The sequence below is a fragment of the Microbispora amethystogenes genome (assembly GCF_016863015.1).
Classification (GTDB): domain Bacteria; phylum Actinomycetota; class Actinomycetes; order Streptosporangiales; family Streptosporangiaceae; genus Microbispora; species Microbispora amethystogenes.
Map to the genome: position 1 here is coordinate 1 of NZ_BOOB01000028.1, position 14960 is coordinate 14960.

Consider the following 14960-nt stretch of genomic DNA (forward strand, 5'->3'; position numbering starts at 1 on the left):
AGCGAAGCAGGAAGCCACAGAGGTGCCGCATAACACGGCACGGACTGAATCCCCAGCCTTCAACACCGGGGAGCGCGTCAATCGCCGAGCACCAGCCTGACCTCGGTGCCCCGCTGCAGAGACCGGCTCACCGTGCAGTGCCGTTCGTGGACCCGTCCGGCGACGGCCTCGAAGACCTCCCCCGAGTCCCCCGGCGGCAGTTCCACGTCGTACGTCACGGTGACGGACCGCAGCAGGGTCGGGCTCTCCTTTTCGGCCGAGACCTCCACGGCGAGCCGCGCGAGCCGGTGGCCGCGCTTGGCGGTGAGCGGCTCGACGGTCATGATGTTGCATCCGCCCACGGCCGCCAGCAGCAGCTCCACCGGGCTGAACAGCCCGTCACCGGAGCCCATCACGATCTCCGCGCCGCTCTCGTTGCGGGCGACGAAGCCGTCCTCGGTCCGCTCGACGCGTACAGAGCCCATGCTTCTACCCTACTGGCAGCGCCAGCCGGACGAGCGTGCCTCCGCCGGGAGCGGGACCGGCGGAGACGCTGCCGCCGTGGCTGTCCACGACCTGGCCAACGATCGCCAGCCCCAGCCCCGACCCGGGCAGCGCCCGCGCCGAGGGCGCCCGATAGAAGCGGTCGAAGACGTGCGGCAGGTCGTCCGCCGCGATGCCGGGGCCGTGGTCGCGGACGGTCAGCACGCCGTCCCGCAGGGACACCTCGACCCGCCCGCCCCTGGGGCTGTACTTCGCCGCGTTGTCGAGCAGGTTGCCGACGGCCCGGGAGAGCCGGTCGGGCACGCCCCGCACCACGGCGGGCTCGACCGACACCGAGTAGGCCGTCGCGGGCCAGTGCCTGGCCGCCCGGGCGACCTCCCGGGAGACCAGCTCGTCGAAGCGCACCCGTTCCACGAGTACGGCCGGCTCCTCGTCGCGGGCCAGTTCGACCACGTCCGCGACCAGCGCGGTGAGCTCCTCCAGCCCGCTCATCACGGCCCTGCTCGCCTCGTCGCGGTCCTCCTGGGGCAGGTTGCCCCTGATCAGCAGCTCCACGTTTGTCCGTACGGCGGTGAGCGGCGTGCGCAGCTCGTGGGAGGCATCGGCGACCAGGCGTTTCTGCGACTTCGCGGAGCGTTCGAGGGCGTCGAGCATGGCGTTGAAGCTCCGGGCGAGGCTGCTCAGCTCGTCGTCCCCGGACACCTGGATGCGGGTGGTGAGGTCCCTGGTCGTGGTGACCCGTCCCGCGGCGTCCTTGAGCGCGTTCACCGGCCGCAGCGCCGCCCGGGCGGCCAGCCAGCCGAGGGCCCCCGACAGCACCAGCCCGCCCACCGCCACGGCGACGAACGGCCAGCCCAGGTCGTCGACGTCCGCGAGGGCGGCCAGCACGCCGCGGGGAGGAGGGTCGCCATAGCCCTCGTACGTCCCGTAGTGGTCCCTCGCCCACTCGACCCGGCGGCAGGTGATGAAGTAGGCGGCCACGATGACGACGATCACGCTGACCGCGGCGGCCAGCGCCGAGGCCATCGCGAGCCGCCAGCGGAGCTTCACCGCTCCTCCCCCGCCGGCTCGCCCATCGGCTCCGCCACCGGCTCCCTGAGCGCGTACCCCAGGCCGTGCACGGTGTGGATCAGCCGGGGCTCGCCCCCGGCCTCGGTCTTCTTTCGGAGGTAGCGGATGTAGACCTCCAGGGGGTTGGAGCCGGGCCGGAAGCCGTAACCCCAGATGCGCTCGTGGATGACCTGCCGGGTGAGCACCTGGCCGCCGTTGCGGATCAGCAGGTCGAGCAGGGCGTACTCGGTCCTGGTCAGGTCGATCAGCCGGCGCCCGCGCCGGGCCTGCCTGCTGTCCGGCAGCAGGACGAGGTCGGCGAAGCCCGCCTCGGCCGACGGCGCGGCGCGGCGCAGCAGGGCCCGCACCCGGGCGAACAGCTCCTCCAGCGCGAACGGCTTGACGAGGTAGTCGTCGGCGCCCGCGTCGAGGCCGGCGACCTTGTCGCCGATCCCGTCCAGCGCGGTCAGCATGAGGACCGGCAGCCTGTTGCCGTCGCCCCGCAGCGCCCGGCAGACCTCGATGCCGTCCATCCCCGGCATCAGGACGTCGAGCACCATCAGGTCGGGCGCCGAGCCGCCGATCACGTCGAGGGCGTCGAGGCCGTCGCCCGCGGTCGCCACGCCGTACCCCTCGACCCGCAGGGCCCGCGCGATCGCGTCGCGGACCTCGGGTTCGTCGTCGACCACCAGCACCTGTGTCTTGACCACGCCGTCATTGTGACGTGGGGAGATGAGAGGTTGCTGAGCAGGGCCGGAGCGCGCTCAGGCGTCGGGGTGTCTGGACAGGTAGTCGACGTAGACCGGCCGGAGCGCGTCGCCGAGCTCGCCCTCACCCGCCGCCATGGCATCGCTGAGCAGCGCCGACACCCTGCTGAGGTCGTTCGCGGTCTCGTCGGTGTTCCCGCTGGCCGCCTCGGCCGCCGGGATGACCTTCAGCAGATCCCACAGGAACCCCAGGTCACCGTGTCGTACGGCGTAGTGCACGGCCCGGTCGTGCAGTTCCTTCGCGGGCAGCGACTCCAGCTCTTCCACGTCCATTCGGTCTCACCTCGCAAGGAGGGTTTCCCCGATGTTTGCCGCTTATACCCGGCGCCGGGAGAAAGCCGTGCCGGGGACCACCGCCCGCCGCTCCGCCGTGCCCGGTCGAGGCGGGGGAACCGGGCGTACGGCTCCGGCCGTTCCCCGGACACGGAAACCGCGCACTCTTTGCCGCACCGTGGAAGGATCGTGGACGTGAAGGTCATACTCAAGATCGTTGTGGTGGCCGCGGCCCTGTGGGCGTCCACCAAGCTGGTGGACGGCATCACCGTGAGCGCGGGCTCCACCGCCAAACAGATCGGCACCCTCTTCGCGGTCGCGCTGATCTTCGGCCTCGTGAACGCCGTCATCAAGCCGGTCATCAAGACCATCGGATGCGCGTTCTACGTGCTCACGCTGGGCCTGTTCGCCCTCGTGGTGAACGCCGCGCTGCTCCTGCTGACGAGCTGGCTCGCCGAGCAGCTCGACCTTCCCTTCCACGTCAGCGGATTCGTCGCCGCCTTCTGGGGCGCCATCGTCGTGGGCGTGATCAGCTGGGTCCTCAACATGCTCCTCGGCGACGACTGACCCTCGGCGTCCCGGCGCGCGGTTCCTACGAAGCCGGCCACTTCGCGTGGTGCGGATTGACAACGTTGTCCGGGGTCGTGGAATGGGGGATGATCCCTGCGTGGGAGACACGAGACGCGGCCGTCCGACCATGAACGACGTGGCCGCCGCGGCCGGCGTGGCGCTGAAGACCGTCTCCCGCGTGGTCAACGACGAGCCCGGCGTGAACGCCGCGACGGCGCTGCGCGTGAAGGCCGCGATCGACCGGCTCGGCTACCGCCGCAACGACGGCGCGCGGACGCTGCGCCGCGGCCGTACGGCGAGCATCGGCCTGGTCATCGAGGACGCCGCCGACGTCTTCTACTCCAGCCTCAGCCGGGCCGTCGAGGAGACCGCGCTGCACCACGGCTGTCTGCTGTTCACCGGGTCGTCCCAGGAGGACGCGGCCCGGGAACGCGACCTCGTGCTCGCCTTCTGCGCCCGCCGCGTCGACGGGCTGATCATCGTGCCCGCCGGGACGGACCACACCTATCTCGCCCCCGAGTTCGAGGCCGGGACCAGGGCGGTGTTCGCCGACCGGCCGCCCGGCGCGGGCTGCGAGGCCGACGTCGTCCTGTCCGACAACGCGGGCGGGGCCCGGGCGGGCGCGGCCCACCTGATCGCGCACGGCCACCGCCGCATCGCCTTCCTCGGCGACCTTCCCCGGATCTTCACGGCCGCCGAGCGGCTGCGCGGCTACCGGGAGGCGCTGGCCGCCGCGGGCCTGCCGTACGACGAGGGCCTGGTGGCGATGGGCCCGGCGGACCCGGCACGGTTGCGGGCGGACCTCGCCCGGCTGCTGCGGGCGGCCGACCCGCCGACCGCGCTGCTGACCGGCAACGGCCGGACCACGGTCGAGACGCTGCGGGCGCTGGCCTCGATCACCGGCTCCGCGACCGGCGCCTTCGTGGAGGGCGTGCGCCCCGGCCTCGGCGGTCTCGCCCTGGTCGGGTTCGACGACTTCGAACTGGCCGACCTGCTGGGCGTGACCGTGGTGGCGCAGGACCCCGCCCGGCTCGGGCGTACGGCGGCCGACCTGCTCTTCCTGCGCCTGGCCGGGGACGACGGCCCGGTCACCCGGTTCGAACTGCCCACCAGGCTGATCCCGCGCGGCTCGGGCGAGCGCCCTCCCCCGCCCCGCCGGGACCACCCCTGAACGTCAGCCCTTGAGCGCGCCGGCCATGAGGCCGCGCATGAAGAACCGGCCGAGCAGGACGTACACGACCATCGTGGGGATGGACGCGAGGATCGCCGCGGCCATCTGCTGGCTGTACGGCGTCGTCACCGCGCCCGCGATGTTGTTGAGCATGACCGTGGTCGGCCACGAGGTGGGCCCGGTGAGGAAGACCGCGAAGAGGAAGTCGTTCCACATCGAGGTGAACTGCCAGATGATCACCACGGCGAACGCGGGGCCGGAGACCGGCAGCACGATCGACCAGAGCGTGCGCAGCATGCCCGCGCCGTCGACGCGGGAGGCCTCGATCAGCTCGTCGGGGATCGTGACGTAGTAGTTCCGGAAGATCAGCGTGCAGATCGGGATGCCGTACACCACGTGGGCGAGGACCAGGCCCGGGATGCCGCCGTAGAGTTGCACGCCGAGCGCGTCGCCCACGTCCACCATCAGCTGCACCAGCGGGATCATGACGCCCTGGTACGGGATGAACATCCCGAAGAGGAACAACGTGAACAGGACGTCGGCGCCGGGGAAGCGCCATTTGCTCAGCACGTACCCGTTCAGCGACCCGAGGGCGGCGGAGATCAGCGATCCGGGGATCGCGAGCAGGAAGCTGTTGACGATGCCCGGTTCGAGCTTCTCCCAGGCGACGCTCCACGCCTCGGTCGTCCAGACCTTGGGGAGGTTCCACGCCTGGGCGGGATCGGCCTCGCTGAGCGGCTTGAAGCTCGTGACCAGCAGCACGTAGACCGGAATCAGGAAGACCAGGACGAACAGCAGCAACAGGACGACCCGCACCCACGTGCCGGCCCTGCCCTTCTCGCGGGCCGGGGCGGCGGGCGCCGTACGCGGGGCCTTCCCGGCGACGTGGGCGGTCACGAGCGGTTCCCCTTACGGGCGTTCCAGATCAGGTAGGGCACGACGAAGATCACGACGGACAGCACGATGTAGGAGGCGATCGTCGCGCCCTTGGCCGGGTCGTGCGAGTCGTAGACCGCCGTCCACATGAACGTCGCGGGCACGTCGGTGATGATCTGCTTGCCCGACACCGCGACGACGAGGTCGAAGACCTTCAGCGAGATGTGGCCGAGGATGATCAGCGCGGAGAGCGTCACCGGGCGCAGCATCGGCAGCACCACGTGCCGGTAGACCCCCCACTCGCCGCAGCCGTCCACCCGGGCGGCCTCCCGCAGTTCCTCGGGAACGCCGCGGAAGCCGGCGAGGAACAGCGCCATGATGTATCCGGACATCTGCCAGACGGCCGGGATCGCCATGGCCGCCATCCCCCAGTCGGGATCGCGGAACCACTGCCACTGCAGGAAGTCGAGCCCCATGTAGTGGAAGAGCCGGTTGAGGCCCACCGCGTGCTCGCCCGTCGCGCTGTTCATCAGCCACCGCCACACCACCCCGGTGGCGATGAAGGAGATGGCCATCGGGAACAGGTAGACGGCGCGGAAGCCGCTCTCCGCCCGGATGCCCTTCTCCATCAGGAACGCGAGGAGCCAGCCGAGGACGAGCGCGCCGGCGACGAAGACCACGGTGAAGACGATCGAGTGCCGGACCGACAGGCCCCAGCGCTCCTCGCTCCAGATGCCGGTGAAGTTCTCCAGCCCGACGAACCTGCCGGGGATCTCCGCGATCTCGTTGTGTTTGTCGGTCATGGCGAGCTTGAGGTTCCAGCCCAGCAGGCCGTACACGAAGACCGCGATGAGGATGATCGACGGCGAGACCAGGAGCAGCCCCGGCAGCCATCTGCGCACCCGCGTCACTTGCGCCTCTCAGAAGTCAAGCACGGCCCACGCCGCGCCGGCCGGAGCCCGGCGTCGGTCACGGCGTGGGCCGTACGGGGAGATCAGCTCACCGGCCGCCTGTCACCGGCCGCCGTTCACTGGCCACTGTTCACTGGCCGCTGTTCTTGGCCGCCGCGACCAGCGCCTGCTGGAGCTTGGCGACGTCCTTGTCCTGCTGGAACAGGCCGACCGCGTCGGTGATCGCGGTACGCCACGTGTCGTTGGCGACCACGCCGTGCTGGATAGAGCCGGCCAGCTTGTCGCCGGCCCACTGCTCCAGGCTCCAGGACAGGTAGTCCTTGTAGAGGGACTGGTCGGCGTCCTTGCGGGCGGGGATCGAGCCCTTCAGCGGGTTGAACGCGTCCTGGCCCTCCTTGCTGGCGGCCACCTTCAGCCACGCGATCGCGCCGTCGCGGTTGGGCGCGCCCTTCGGCAGCGTGAAGCTGTCCGACAGCCACATGAACGTGCCGTCCGTGCCCGGCGACGCGGCCCAGTCGAAGTCCTTCTTCGACTCCTTGCCGAGACCGCCCTCCGGCGGGTTGTGGAAGTAGCCGTAGGCCCAGTCGCCCATGATGTTGAAGGCGGCCTCGCCGTCGGCGACCTGCTTGGCCGCCGGCTGCCAGTCGTCCTGCGGGGTCCCGGCGTACGACAGGATCGTCTTGAAGTTGTCCAGCGCCTTGGTCACGTTGGCGTTGGACCAGTCGGAGCTCGCCGTCCACAGGGCGTTGTAGGCGTCGGTGCCGAGGGAGCCGAGCAGCACGGACTCCAGCAGGTGGACGAGCGTCCACTGCGAGCCGATCGACAGGGGGATCTTGCCGCTCTTCTTGACCTTCTCCAGGTCGGCGACGAACTCCTCGACCGTCTTCGGCGCGCCCGAGATCCCGGCGCCCTTGAGGACCGAGGGGTTGAACCACAGGACGTTCGACCGGTGGATGTTCACCGGCACGGAGTAGACCTGGCCCTCCACCGTGATCTGGTCGATCAGCTGCTGGGGCAGGACGTCCTTGAGCTTCAGCTCGTCGTACAGGAAGTTCAGCGACTCCAGCTTGCCGCTCTTGATATAGCCCTGGAGTTCGGCTCCGGCGTGCCCCTGGAAGGTGTCCGGAGGCTGGTTGGCCTGCAGCTTGCTCGACAGCAGCGCCCTGGCCTGGTCGCCCGAGCCGCCGGCGACGGCGGCGTCGAAGAACTCGAAGTTCGAGTTCTCCTTGGCGAAGATGTCGCGCATCGCCTTCAGGCCGTCGGCCTCACCCGGACCCGTCCACCACGAGAAGACCTCGACCTTCTTGTGCGCGGCAGGGCCGCCCGCGGTGTCCTGCTTGTCACCGCCGCCGCACGCGGAAAGGGTCAGCAGGCCTGCCACCGAGACCGCGACGGCCGCCATCCACCGTCGTCTCATCGCAACATTCCCTTCAGGCTTTTCGCGAGGATTTCGGGCTCCCCGAAGACACATATGGCTGACAACGTTGTCAGCACAGCCCATCCAGCCACTTCCACGGGCACGCCGTCAAGTTTGTCCCGATAACGTCTCTGCATACGGAGCTTGGCGGCCTGTTAGGGACGTGCGTCAAAGGGAGAGCCGCGACCGGAGCCCGCGAAATTGTCGGCGCGGGCGCACACACTGCTGGCATGACGGTCACACAGCAGGGGGGACATGACCATCTGTCCGAGGACGACCTACCGGATCTGGAGGAGATCGAGTCGCCTCAGTGGGCCCGCCACTACGGCACGATGGCGGGGCTCAGTTTCCTGACCGTGGCCCGGCGGCTGCCCGGCCTGATCCGCCAGGCCCTCCGCATCGCGTGGGAGGCGAGCCCCCGCGACACGGTGGCCACCGTCACGCTGAACGTGCTCGGGGGCGTCCTCACCGCCTTCGGCCTGCTGGCCACCACCGGCGTCCTGACCGCGCTGCTCCAGGAGGGCCCGACTCCCGACCGCGTCCGGGCCGCGCTGCCGAGCCTGCTGCTCGTAGGCCTCGCCGCCACCGTCCGCACGGCGGTGCAGGCCGGTGCGGGCTGGGCGGAGTCGCGGCTGTCGCCGCAGGTCAGCCGCATCACCGAGCGGCGGCTCTACACGCTGACGAGCCGGGTCGAGCTCATCTGCTACGACGACCCGGAGTTCCACGACGCGTTGCAGCGGGCCCGCATGCGCGGCATGGTGGCCGACTCGATCGTGAGCACGGCCATCGACACCGTGTCCGCCGTGGTCGGGCTCGCGGCCGCGGCGGGCGTGCTGGGCGTGCTGCACCCGGTGCTGCTGCCGCTGCTCCTGCTGGCGGTGCTGCCCGACGCCTGGGCCGCGGTCCGGTCGGCCAGGATGCGCTACACCACCAATCTGCAGCTGATCTCGGCCCACCGCCGCAAGTGGATCATCGAGGAACTGCTCGCCGACAAGGACACCGCGGCCGAGGTGCGTACGTTCACCATGCGCGGCTTCCTGCTCCGCATGTTCGACAAGGTCGCCATAGGCGAGCAGCGGGTGATGCTCGCGCTCGCGCGGCGGCAGACGTTCACGAGGATCCTGGGTGAGGCGCTCGGCGGCGTCGGTCAGGGCGTCGTCTACCTCACGCTCGGGGTGCTGCTGGTGATCGGCGCGGTGCCGCTCGCGGTGGCCGGAACGGCGGTGCTCGCCATCCGGACCGGCCAGGGGTCGCTGGCGAACCTCCTGTTCTCGACGAACCGGCTCTACGAGGAGGGCCTCTACTTCACCGACTTCCTGGACTTCACCGCCCGCGCCGAGGCCAGGATTCCCCCTCTCCGCGAGCGGGAGGCCCCGGAGCGCTTCGAGCGCATCACCGTCGAGGACGTCACATTCACCTATCCCGCCACGCCGGCCCCGGCGCTGCGCGGGGTGTCGGCCCGCGTCGAGCGCGGGGAGGTGGTGGCCCTCGTCGGGGAGAACGGCTCGGGCAAGACCACCCTCGCCAAGATCCTCGCCGGGTTGTACGAACCGGACGGCGGCCGTGTGCTGTGGGACGACGTCGACGTGACCGAGGTCGATCCCGACAGCCTGCGCCGCAGGATCGCGGTCATCGCACAGGACCACACCCGGTGGCCGCTGACCGCCCGCCACAACATCACGATGGGCATGGGGCGGGGCGAGGCCGAGGTCGTCCGCGCCGCCGAGGTCGCGGGCGCCGACCAGGTCATCGCCGAACTGCCGCTCGGCTACCGCACGCTGCTGGACCGCCGGTTCAAGAACGGCCACGAGCTGTCGGGCGGCCAGTGGCAGCGCGTCGCGGTGGCGCGCGGCTTCTACCGGGACGCGCCGCTGCTGATCTGCGACGAGCCCACGGCGGCCCTCGACGCCCGGGCCGAGCACGCGTTGTTCGACCGGATCAGGCGGCACGCCGACGGGCGGACGGTGCTGCTCATCACCCACCGGCTCGCCAGCGTCCGCTACGCCGACCGCATCTACGTGCTCGACCACGGCCACGTCCGCGAGCACGGCACCCACGACGAGCTGATCGCGCTCGGCGGGCTCTACGCCGAGCTCTACAACCTCCAGGCCGAGGCCTACCGGGCCTCGTGAGGTCAGGAGGCCTGCTCGCAGTCGGGGAGCATGGCGCGCATGGTGAGCACGTCCTTGTAGTACTGCATCTTCCGCTGCACCCCGCCCTGCTTCTGGCGCAGGTCGGCGATCTGGGCCTCGACCTTCCGGTCGTGCTCCTCCAGCAGCGCGATGCGGTCGGCGATGGTGTGCTCGCCCTGCCGTACGAGCGCGGCGAAGCGCAGCATCTCGGCGATCGGCATGCCGGTGTCCCGGAGACAGCGGACCATGCCGAGCCAGCTCACGTCCTCCTCGGTGAAGCGCCGCTGGCCCGACGCGTTCCGGCCGATCGGCTCAAGCAGCCCGATCCGTTCGTAGTAACGAAGGGTGTCGAGGCTGAAACCGGTCTCCTCGACGACCTGTCCAGGTGTGTACACGGCCACGCCGTTGATCCTGTCACAGCGGATGCCGTACCGCCGCGAACCGTTGTGCCTGTAGGCGGTTCGCAAGCGAATCGCAAACAACTCCCCTTATAACGGATGCTGTTCAACGCCTTTCCGAGGGACCATTCCCGGCGGGCGGCGCGTTTCGAGGGAGACAGTGAGACAGAGATGCCCGGCCTTCCCCGCCTCCTCGCCGGCATGGCACTCGCCGCCGCCGCCGTCCTGCCGATGGTCCCGGTCTCGCCGGCCTCCGCCGCGCCGCTCCCGTGCCGTCCCCGCAGCGGCCCGAAACTGGCCGGGCGCGATCTCACCCGGGCCGCGCTGCCCGCCGACCTGTCCTGCGCCGACCTGCGCGGCGCCACGCTGGACGGGCTGTACGTACGCGTCCCGCTCGCCGGGGCCGACCTGCGGGGAGCGTCGCTCAAGGGGACCCACCTCGGGAACGCCCAGATGGCCGGGGTCAGGCTGGGCAAGGCCGACCTGTCGGAGGCCGAGCTCTACTACGCGGACCTGCGGGGCGCGGACCTGCGCGGGGCGACGATGGACGACTCCTTGCCGTACGGCGCGCACCTGGAGGGGGCCAACCTCAGCGGGGCGACCCTGACACGGGCCAAGGCGTACTCGGCGCAGTTCGACGACGCCAAGCTGGTCGGCACGGACCTCACCGACGCCGACGTCTACGGCGCCGACCTGCGCCGGGCCGACCTCACCCGGGTGAAGGCCCCGAAGGCCCGGCTCTACGGCGCCACCCTGATCAAAGCCGTGTTCCGGCGGGCGGACCTCCGGGACGCGCAGCTGTACCAGTCGGTGATGGACGGCGCCGACTTCCGGGGCGCCGACCTCGGCGGGGCTGACCTGCGGGACGTGCGCGGCGCCCGGCTGGCCGGGAGCACGGGCGTGCCGAAGGCCCTGCCCGCTCCCGGCGCGGCGTGCGAGCCCGGCGAGGGCCAGCACTACGCGGGGTGGGACCTGACCACGGTCACCGACTTCCCCGGCGACCTGAGCTGCGCCGACCTCACCGGCGCCAAGCTGGACGGCCTCAACCTGGGCAGCGTCAAGCTCAACCGGGCCATCCTGCGGGACGTCTCCGCGGCCGGGACGACCTTCCGCTCCCTCAAGGGCGCGGACCTGACCGGCGCGCACCTGCGACGGGCCGTGCTCGGCAGCGCGGACCTCACCGGGGCGAACCTTACCCGGGCGGACCTCTCGGAGGCCGAGCTCAGCAGCTCCACCCTGACCGGGGCCACGCTGACCGGCGCAGACCTTCGCGGGGCCGAGATGACCAGCGTCACGGCGGACCAGGCCGACTTCACCGCCGCGCGGATGGACCGGGCGCAGCTGGGCAGCGGCAGGCTCCGGGACGCGGTCTTCCGCAAAGCCACGCTGACCGACGCCAGCCTGCGGTCGGCCGAACTGCGCGGCGCGACCTTCCAGGACGCCGAGGTGACCGGCCTGGAGGTCGACTACGCGGAGGACGCCGACCTGTCCGGGTCGACCAGCAGGCTCGGCGCCGGCTGGATCGTCTTCTTCGGCATCGCAGGCCTGGTCGTCTTCTGGATCGTCCTCGGGCTGGTCGTCCGCGGAACCCGGCGGAGGAAGGCCGTCAGGAAGCAGGCCGCGGAAACGGCCGTCCGGTTCGCGGACGCGCGGCACGTCCAGGAGGAGAACGTGACGCGGCTCGGCGAGGAGATCGACGGCGCGGCGGACAGAACCGGCGAAATCGACTGGAACGCGGCCCTGGACGCCTACGACGCGGCGAAGGAGGCTCTAGCGACCGCCCACGACATGAGCGACCTGCAGGACGTCGAGACGATCGTGGCGCGCGGCCGGAAGGCCCTCGGCCGCCGCCGGTGAAAGCGGCTTGCGCTGGAGTGCGCTCCAGGCGGCAGCCTGTTCGGCATGAGAATCGCTCTGGGGACGATCCCCTTCGGGACCACCGTGGACGAAGAGACCTCTTTCGCCATCCTCGACCGCTTCGTCGAAGGCGGCGGAACGATCCTCGACACGGCCAACAACTATCCCTTCTGGCAGGACGGCGCGACCGGGGACGAGAGCGAGTCCACCATCGGCCGGTGGCTCGCCTCCCGCCGCAACCGGGACACGGTGGTGATCAGCACCAAGTGCGGCGCCCGCCCGTCCGTGCCCGGCGCCCGTACGCTCGACGCCGCCGAGGGCCTGTCAGCCGGTGTCGTCCGGGCCGCGATCGAGGGCAGCCTACGGCGCCTCGGCACCGATCACGTGGACGTGTACTGGGCCCACGTCGACGACAGGGCGACGCCGCTGGAGGAGACGGTCGCCGCCTTCGACGAGGTGGTGCGGGCCGGCCAGGCCCGGGAGGTGGGCGCGAGCAACCACGCCACCTGGCGGCTGGAGCGGGCCCGCGCCCTGGCGGCGGCGCGCGGCGGCGCCCGGTACGGCCACGTGCAGCTCCGCCACTCCTATCTCCGTCCCCGCCCCGGAGTACGGCTGCCCGAGGGCGGCCACACCCTGGTCACCGAGGAGTTGCTCGACTACGTGCGCTCCGAGGGCGATCTGCGGCTGTGGGTCTACTCCTCGCTGCTGGCGGGCGCGTACACGGCCAAGCCGCTGCCCGAGCACTACGACCACCCCGGCACCACCCGGCGGCTGGCCGTGCTCGACGAGGTGGCGGGCGAGATCGGCGCGACGCGCAACCAGGTCGTGCTCGCCTGGCTGCGGGCGCAGGACATCCTCCCGATCGTCGGAGTCAGCTCCGTCGCCCAGCTGGAGGAGATCATGACCGACGTGAAGCTCGACGCCGACCTGCTCTCCCGCCTCGACGCCACCGCCTGACAAGTAACCCCCGGCGGCGGTTTCCCGCCGATTCCGCCGCCGGGCTGCTCAGCGGCCACCCCACCGGGAGGTCGACTGGCCACGACCTTTTCCTCGCCACCCGGAGACCGCCATGACGCCAGCGCTGCAGATCAGCGGGCTGACCAGGCGATTCGGCGACAGGCTCGCCGTCGACGCCATCGACCTCAGCGTTCCCCCGGGCTCCTTCTTCGGGCTCGTCGGCCAGAACGGCGCCGGCAAGACCACCACCCTGTCCATGGCCGTCGGCTGCTGCCCTACGCCGGCCTGATCTTCATCGTGATGGCCGCCGCCATGACCTCCACCCTGTACGGCACCGACGGCACCGCGTTGTGGCTGACGCTGATGACGACGACCGCGAGCGACGTGCGCGGCAGGCAGCTGGCCTGGCTGTCGGCGCACGCACCGGTGGCGATCGTGCTGACGGTGGCGTTCACCGCTGTCACCGGCGGCCCGTGGCCCCTGATCCTGGCACTGCTACCCGCCCTGCTGGGCGGCGCGGCCGGGCTGGTGCCGCTCATCTCGGTGTACGGGCTCGTACCCGGTACCGACCCGCACCGCCGCGCCGGCAACCCGCTGCGTACCAGCGAGGACGACGACGGCCTGACCGGGCTGGCGATGCACGGCACGGGCGCGTGGGTCGTCAAGCCACAGGCGCCTCGATAAGGTCGTCGGCCATGTCGAGGCATCCAGACGCGGGGCTGGGACGGGACTTCGCGTGGCTGTGGGGGGCCTACGCGGTGAGCTCCCTGGGGACATGGCTGGCCCTGGACGCGTTTCCGTTGATCGCCATCCTGGCCCTGCACGCCGGCGCCGCGCAGGTGTCCCTGATCGCCGCGGCCGGCGGAGCGGCCGGCGCCCTGCTGGCCGTGCCGCTCGGCCCGTGGATGGAGTTCCGGGGGAAGCGACGGCTCATGATCCGGGCCGACCTGGTCCGTTTCCTGACGCTGCTGACCGTGCCGGTCGCGTACGCCGCCGGGCTGCTGACGTACGCGCACCTGCTCGGCGTGGCCGTGGTCGTCGCGCTGGCCGACATCGTCTTCGTGGGGGCCAGCGGAGCCCACCTCAAGGCCCTCGTGCCCAAGAGCCACCTGATGGAGGCGAACGGCCGGTTCGAGACGGTCATGTGGACGTCGACCGCCGTCGGCCCGCCGGCCGGCGGCGCGCTCATCGGGATTCTCGGGCCCGTCGTCACGGTCGCCCTGAACGCGGCCAGCTTTCTGCTGTCCGCGCTCGGCATCCGCGCGATCGCGGCCCCGGAGCCGGCCCCGCCCACCCGCCGTACGGGCGTCTCACGCCGGGCGGAGATCGCCGAGGGGTGGCGGACGATCGTCGCGGACCCCGGGCTGCGGGTCCTGTTCGCGAACACGGTGCTCGTCTCCGGGCTCATCATGGCGACGGCTCCGCCGCTGACCTTCCTGATGCTGCACGATCTCGGCCTGACTCCGCTGCAGTACGGGCTCGCCTTCGGCGTTCCCTGCCTGGGCGGCGTCCTGGGCTCCCGGATCTCCCGTCCGCTCGTCCGCCGGTTCGGGCAGCGGGCGATGCTGCTGGCGTTCGGCGTCGCGCGGGTGCCCTGGCTCGTCGGACTCGCGTTCACGGGAGCGGGCCCGGCCGGGATGGCGCTGATCATGCTGGTCGAGTTCGGCCTGATCACCTGCATGGGCGTCTTCAACCCCGTCTACGCCACGTACCGCCTCGAACGGATCGCGGACGGCAAGGTGGCGCGGGTCCTCACCGCCTGGACCATCACATCCCGGACGACGACCGCCGCGCTCACGGCCCTGTGGGGTGTCCTCGCCGGCCTCGCCGGCGCCCGCACCGCGATCACGATCGGCGCGGTGCTGCTCGTCGCGACGGCCGCGATACTCCCGTGGCGTACGCCGTCCCACGACACCGTGCCCGTACTCACCGCCTCCCCGGCCAACTGACGCCCGTCTTTTCCTCTTTGTCTGAACATTTGGTTACTTCCTGAGCTACCAGTGCGCTCGTGGTGCAATCGGGGCAAAATTGCAGACCAGCGTACGAGAACCGTGCGTACCGGCATTGGGGCGCGCTTCCGGCGTGAGCTCTCGTCAAT

At 71.1% G+C, this 14960-nt stretch carries 16 protein-coding genes; 8 read left to right on the top strand and 8 right to left on the bottom strand.

Annotated elements, in window-relative coordinates; genetic code table 11:
- Nucleotides 1-77 precede the first annotated feature (77 nt).
- Genes Mam01_RS19625 through Mam01_RS19640 form a run of 4 tightly spaced genes read right to left on the bottom strand, consistent with a single transcriptional unit; the run spans nt 78 to nt 2573 of the window.
- Nucleotides 78-464, bottom strand: coding sequence for an OsmC family protein (locus Mam01_RS19625; protein ID WP_204286732.1), 387 nt, complete (start codon nt 462-464; stop codon nt 78-80).
- A gap of 4 nt (nt 465-468) precedes the next feature.
- On the bottom strand, nt 469-1533 hold the full coding sequence (locus Mam01_RS19630) for a HAMP domain-containing sensor histidine kinase (RefSeq protein ID WP_204286733.1): 1065 nt from the start codon (nt 1531-1533) through the stop codon (nt 469-471).
- Nucleotides 1530-2243 (bottom strand): response regulator transcription factor, encoded by a 714-nt coding sequence (locus Mam01_RS19635; RefSeq protein WP_239101442.1) that lies wholly within the window; start codon nt 2241-2243, stop codon nt 1530-1532. Before Mam01_RS19635 ends, Mam01_RS19630 begins: the two co-directional genes overlap by 4 nt.
- A gap of 54 nt (nt 2244-2297) precedes the next feature.
- Nucleotides 2298-2573: a hypothetical protein gene (locus tag Mam01_RS19640; protein ID WP_150935406.1), complete on the bottom strand. Its 276-nt coding sequence runs from the start codon at nt 2571-2573 to the stop codon at nt 2298-2300.
- Between the two features lie 195 nt (nt 2574-2768).
- Between Mam01_RS19640 and Mam01_RS19645 the strand changes: the two genes are divergently transcribed.
- Together Mam01_RS19645 and Mam01_RS19650 are read left to right on the top strand one after the other, a co-directional pair.
- Nucleotides 2769-3140: a phage holin family protein gene (locus Mam01_RS19645; protein WP_150935407.1), complete on the top strand. Its 372-nt coding sequence runs from the start codon at nt 2769-2771 to the stop codon at nt 3138-3140.
- Nucleotides 3141-3240: 100 nt separating this feature from the next.
- On the top strand, nt 3241-4314 hold the full coding sequence (locus Mam01_RS19650; protein ID WP_239101443.1) for a LacI family DNA-binding transcriptional regulator: 1074 nt from the start codon (nt 3241-3243) through the stop codon (nt 4312-4314).
- A gap of 3 nt (nt 4315-4317) precedes the next feature.
- On the opposite strand, the gene Mam01_RS19655 is transcribed toward Mam01_RS19650, so the two are convergent.
- The 3 genes from Mam01_RS19655 to Mam01_RS19665 form a co-directional block, all read right to left on the bottom strand.
- Nucleotides 4318-5211, bottom strand: a complete 894-nt coding sequence (locus Mam01_RS19655) for a carbohydrate ABC transporter permease (RefSeq protein WP_204286735.1) — start codon at nt 5209-5211, stop codon at nt 4318-4320.
- On the bottom strand, nt 5208-6092 hold the full coding sequence (locus tag Mam01_RS19660) for a carbohydrate ABC transporter permease (RefSeq protein WP_239101444.1): 885 nt from the start codon (nt 6090-6092) through the stop codon (nt 5208-5210). Before Mam01_RS19660 ends, Mam01_RS19655 begins: the two co-directional genes overlap by 4 nt.
- 139 nt (nt 6093-6231) lie before the next feature.
- Nucleotides 6232-7518, bottom strand: coding sequence for an ABC transporter substrate-binding protein (locus tag Mam01_RS19665; RefSeq protein ID WP_204286737.1), 1287 nt, complete (start codon nt 7516-7518; stop codon nt 6232-6234).
- A 230-nt stretch (nt 7519-7748) separates the two neighbouring features.
- Between Mam01_RS19665 and Mam01_RS37705 the strand changes: the two genes are divergently transcribed.
- Nucleotides 7749-9650 (top strand): ABC transporter ATP-binding protein, encoded by a 1902-nt coding sequence (locus Mam01_RS37705; protein WP_204286738.1) that lies wholly within the window; start codon nt 7749-7751, stop codon nt 9648-9650.
- A 2-nt stretch (nt 9651-9652) separates the two neighbouring features.
- Here Mam01_RS37705 and Mam01_RS19675 read toward each other — a convergent pair whose 3' ends face one another.
- Nucleotides 9653-10051, bottom strand: coding sequence for a MerR family transcriptional regulator (locus tag Mam01_RS19675; protein ID WP_117408441.1), 399 nt, complete (start codon nt 10049-10051; stop codon nt 9653-9655).
- A gap of 168 nt (nt 10052-10219) precedes the next feature.
- Between Mam01_RS19675 and Mam01_RS19680 the strand changes: the two genes are divergently transcribed.
- From Mam01_RS19680 to Mam01_RS19700, 5 genes are all read left to right on the top strand, one after another.
- The gene (locus Mam01_RS19680; RefSeq protein ID WP_204286739.1) at nt 10220-11905 is read left to right on the top strand and encodes a pentapeptide repeat-containing protein; all 1686 of its coding nucleotides are present in this window, start codon (nt 10220-10222) and stop codon (nt 11903-11905) included.
- 45 nt (nt 11906-11950) lie between these two features.
- Nucleotides 11951-12862, top strand: coding sequence for an aldo/keto reductase (locus tag Mam01_RS19685; RefSeq protein WP_204286740.1), 912 nt, complete (start codon nt 11951-11953; stop codon nt 12860-12862).
- 112 nt (nt 12863-12974) lie between these two features.
- Nucleotides 12975-13151 (top strand): ATP-binding cassette domain-containing protein, encoded by a 177-nt coding sequence (locus Mam01_RS19690; protein ID WP_204286741.1) that lies wholly within the window; start codon nt 12975-12977, stop codon nt 13149-13151.
- A gap of 23 nt (nt 13152-13174) precedes the next feature.
- Nucleotides 13175-13546, top strand: coding sequence for a hypothetical protein (locus Mam01_RS19695; RefSeq protein ID WP_204286742.1), 372 nt, complete (start codon nt 13175-13177; stop codon nt 13544-13546).
- Between the two features lie 11 nt (nt 13547-13557).
- Nucleotides 13558-14811: an MFS transporter gene (locus tag Mam01_RS19700; protein WP_204286743.1), complete on the top strand. Its 1254-nt coding sequence runs from the start codon at nt 13558-13560 to the stop codon at nt 14809-14811.
- Nucleotides 14812-14960 lie beyond the last annotated feature (149 nt).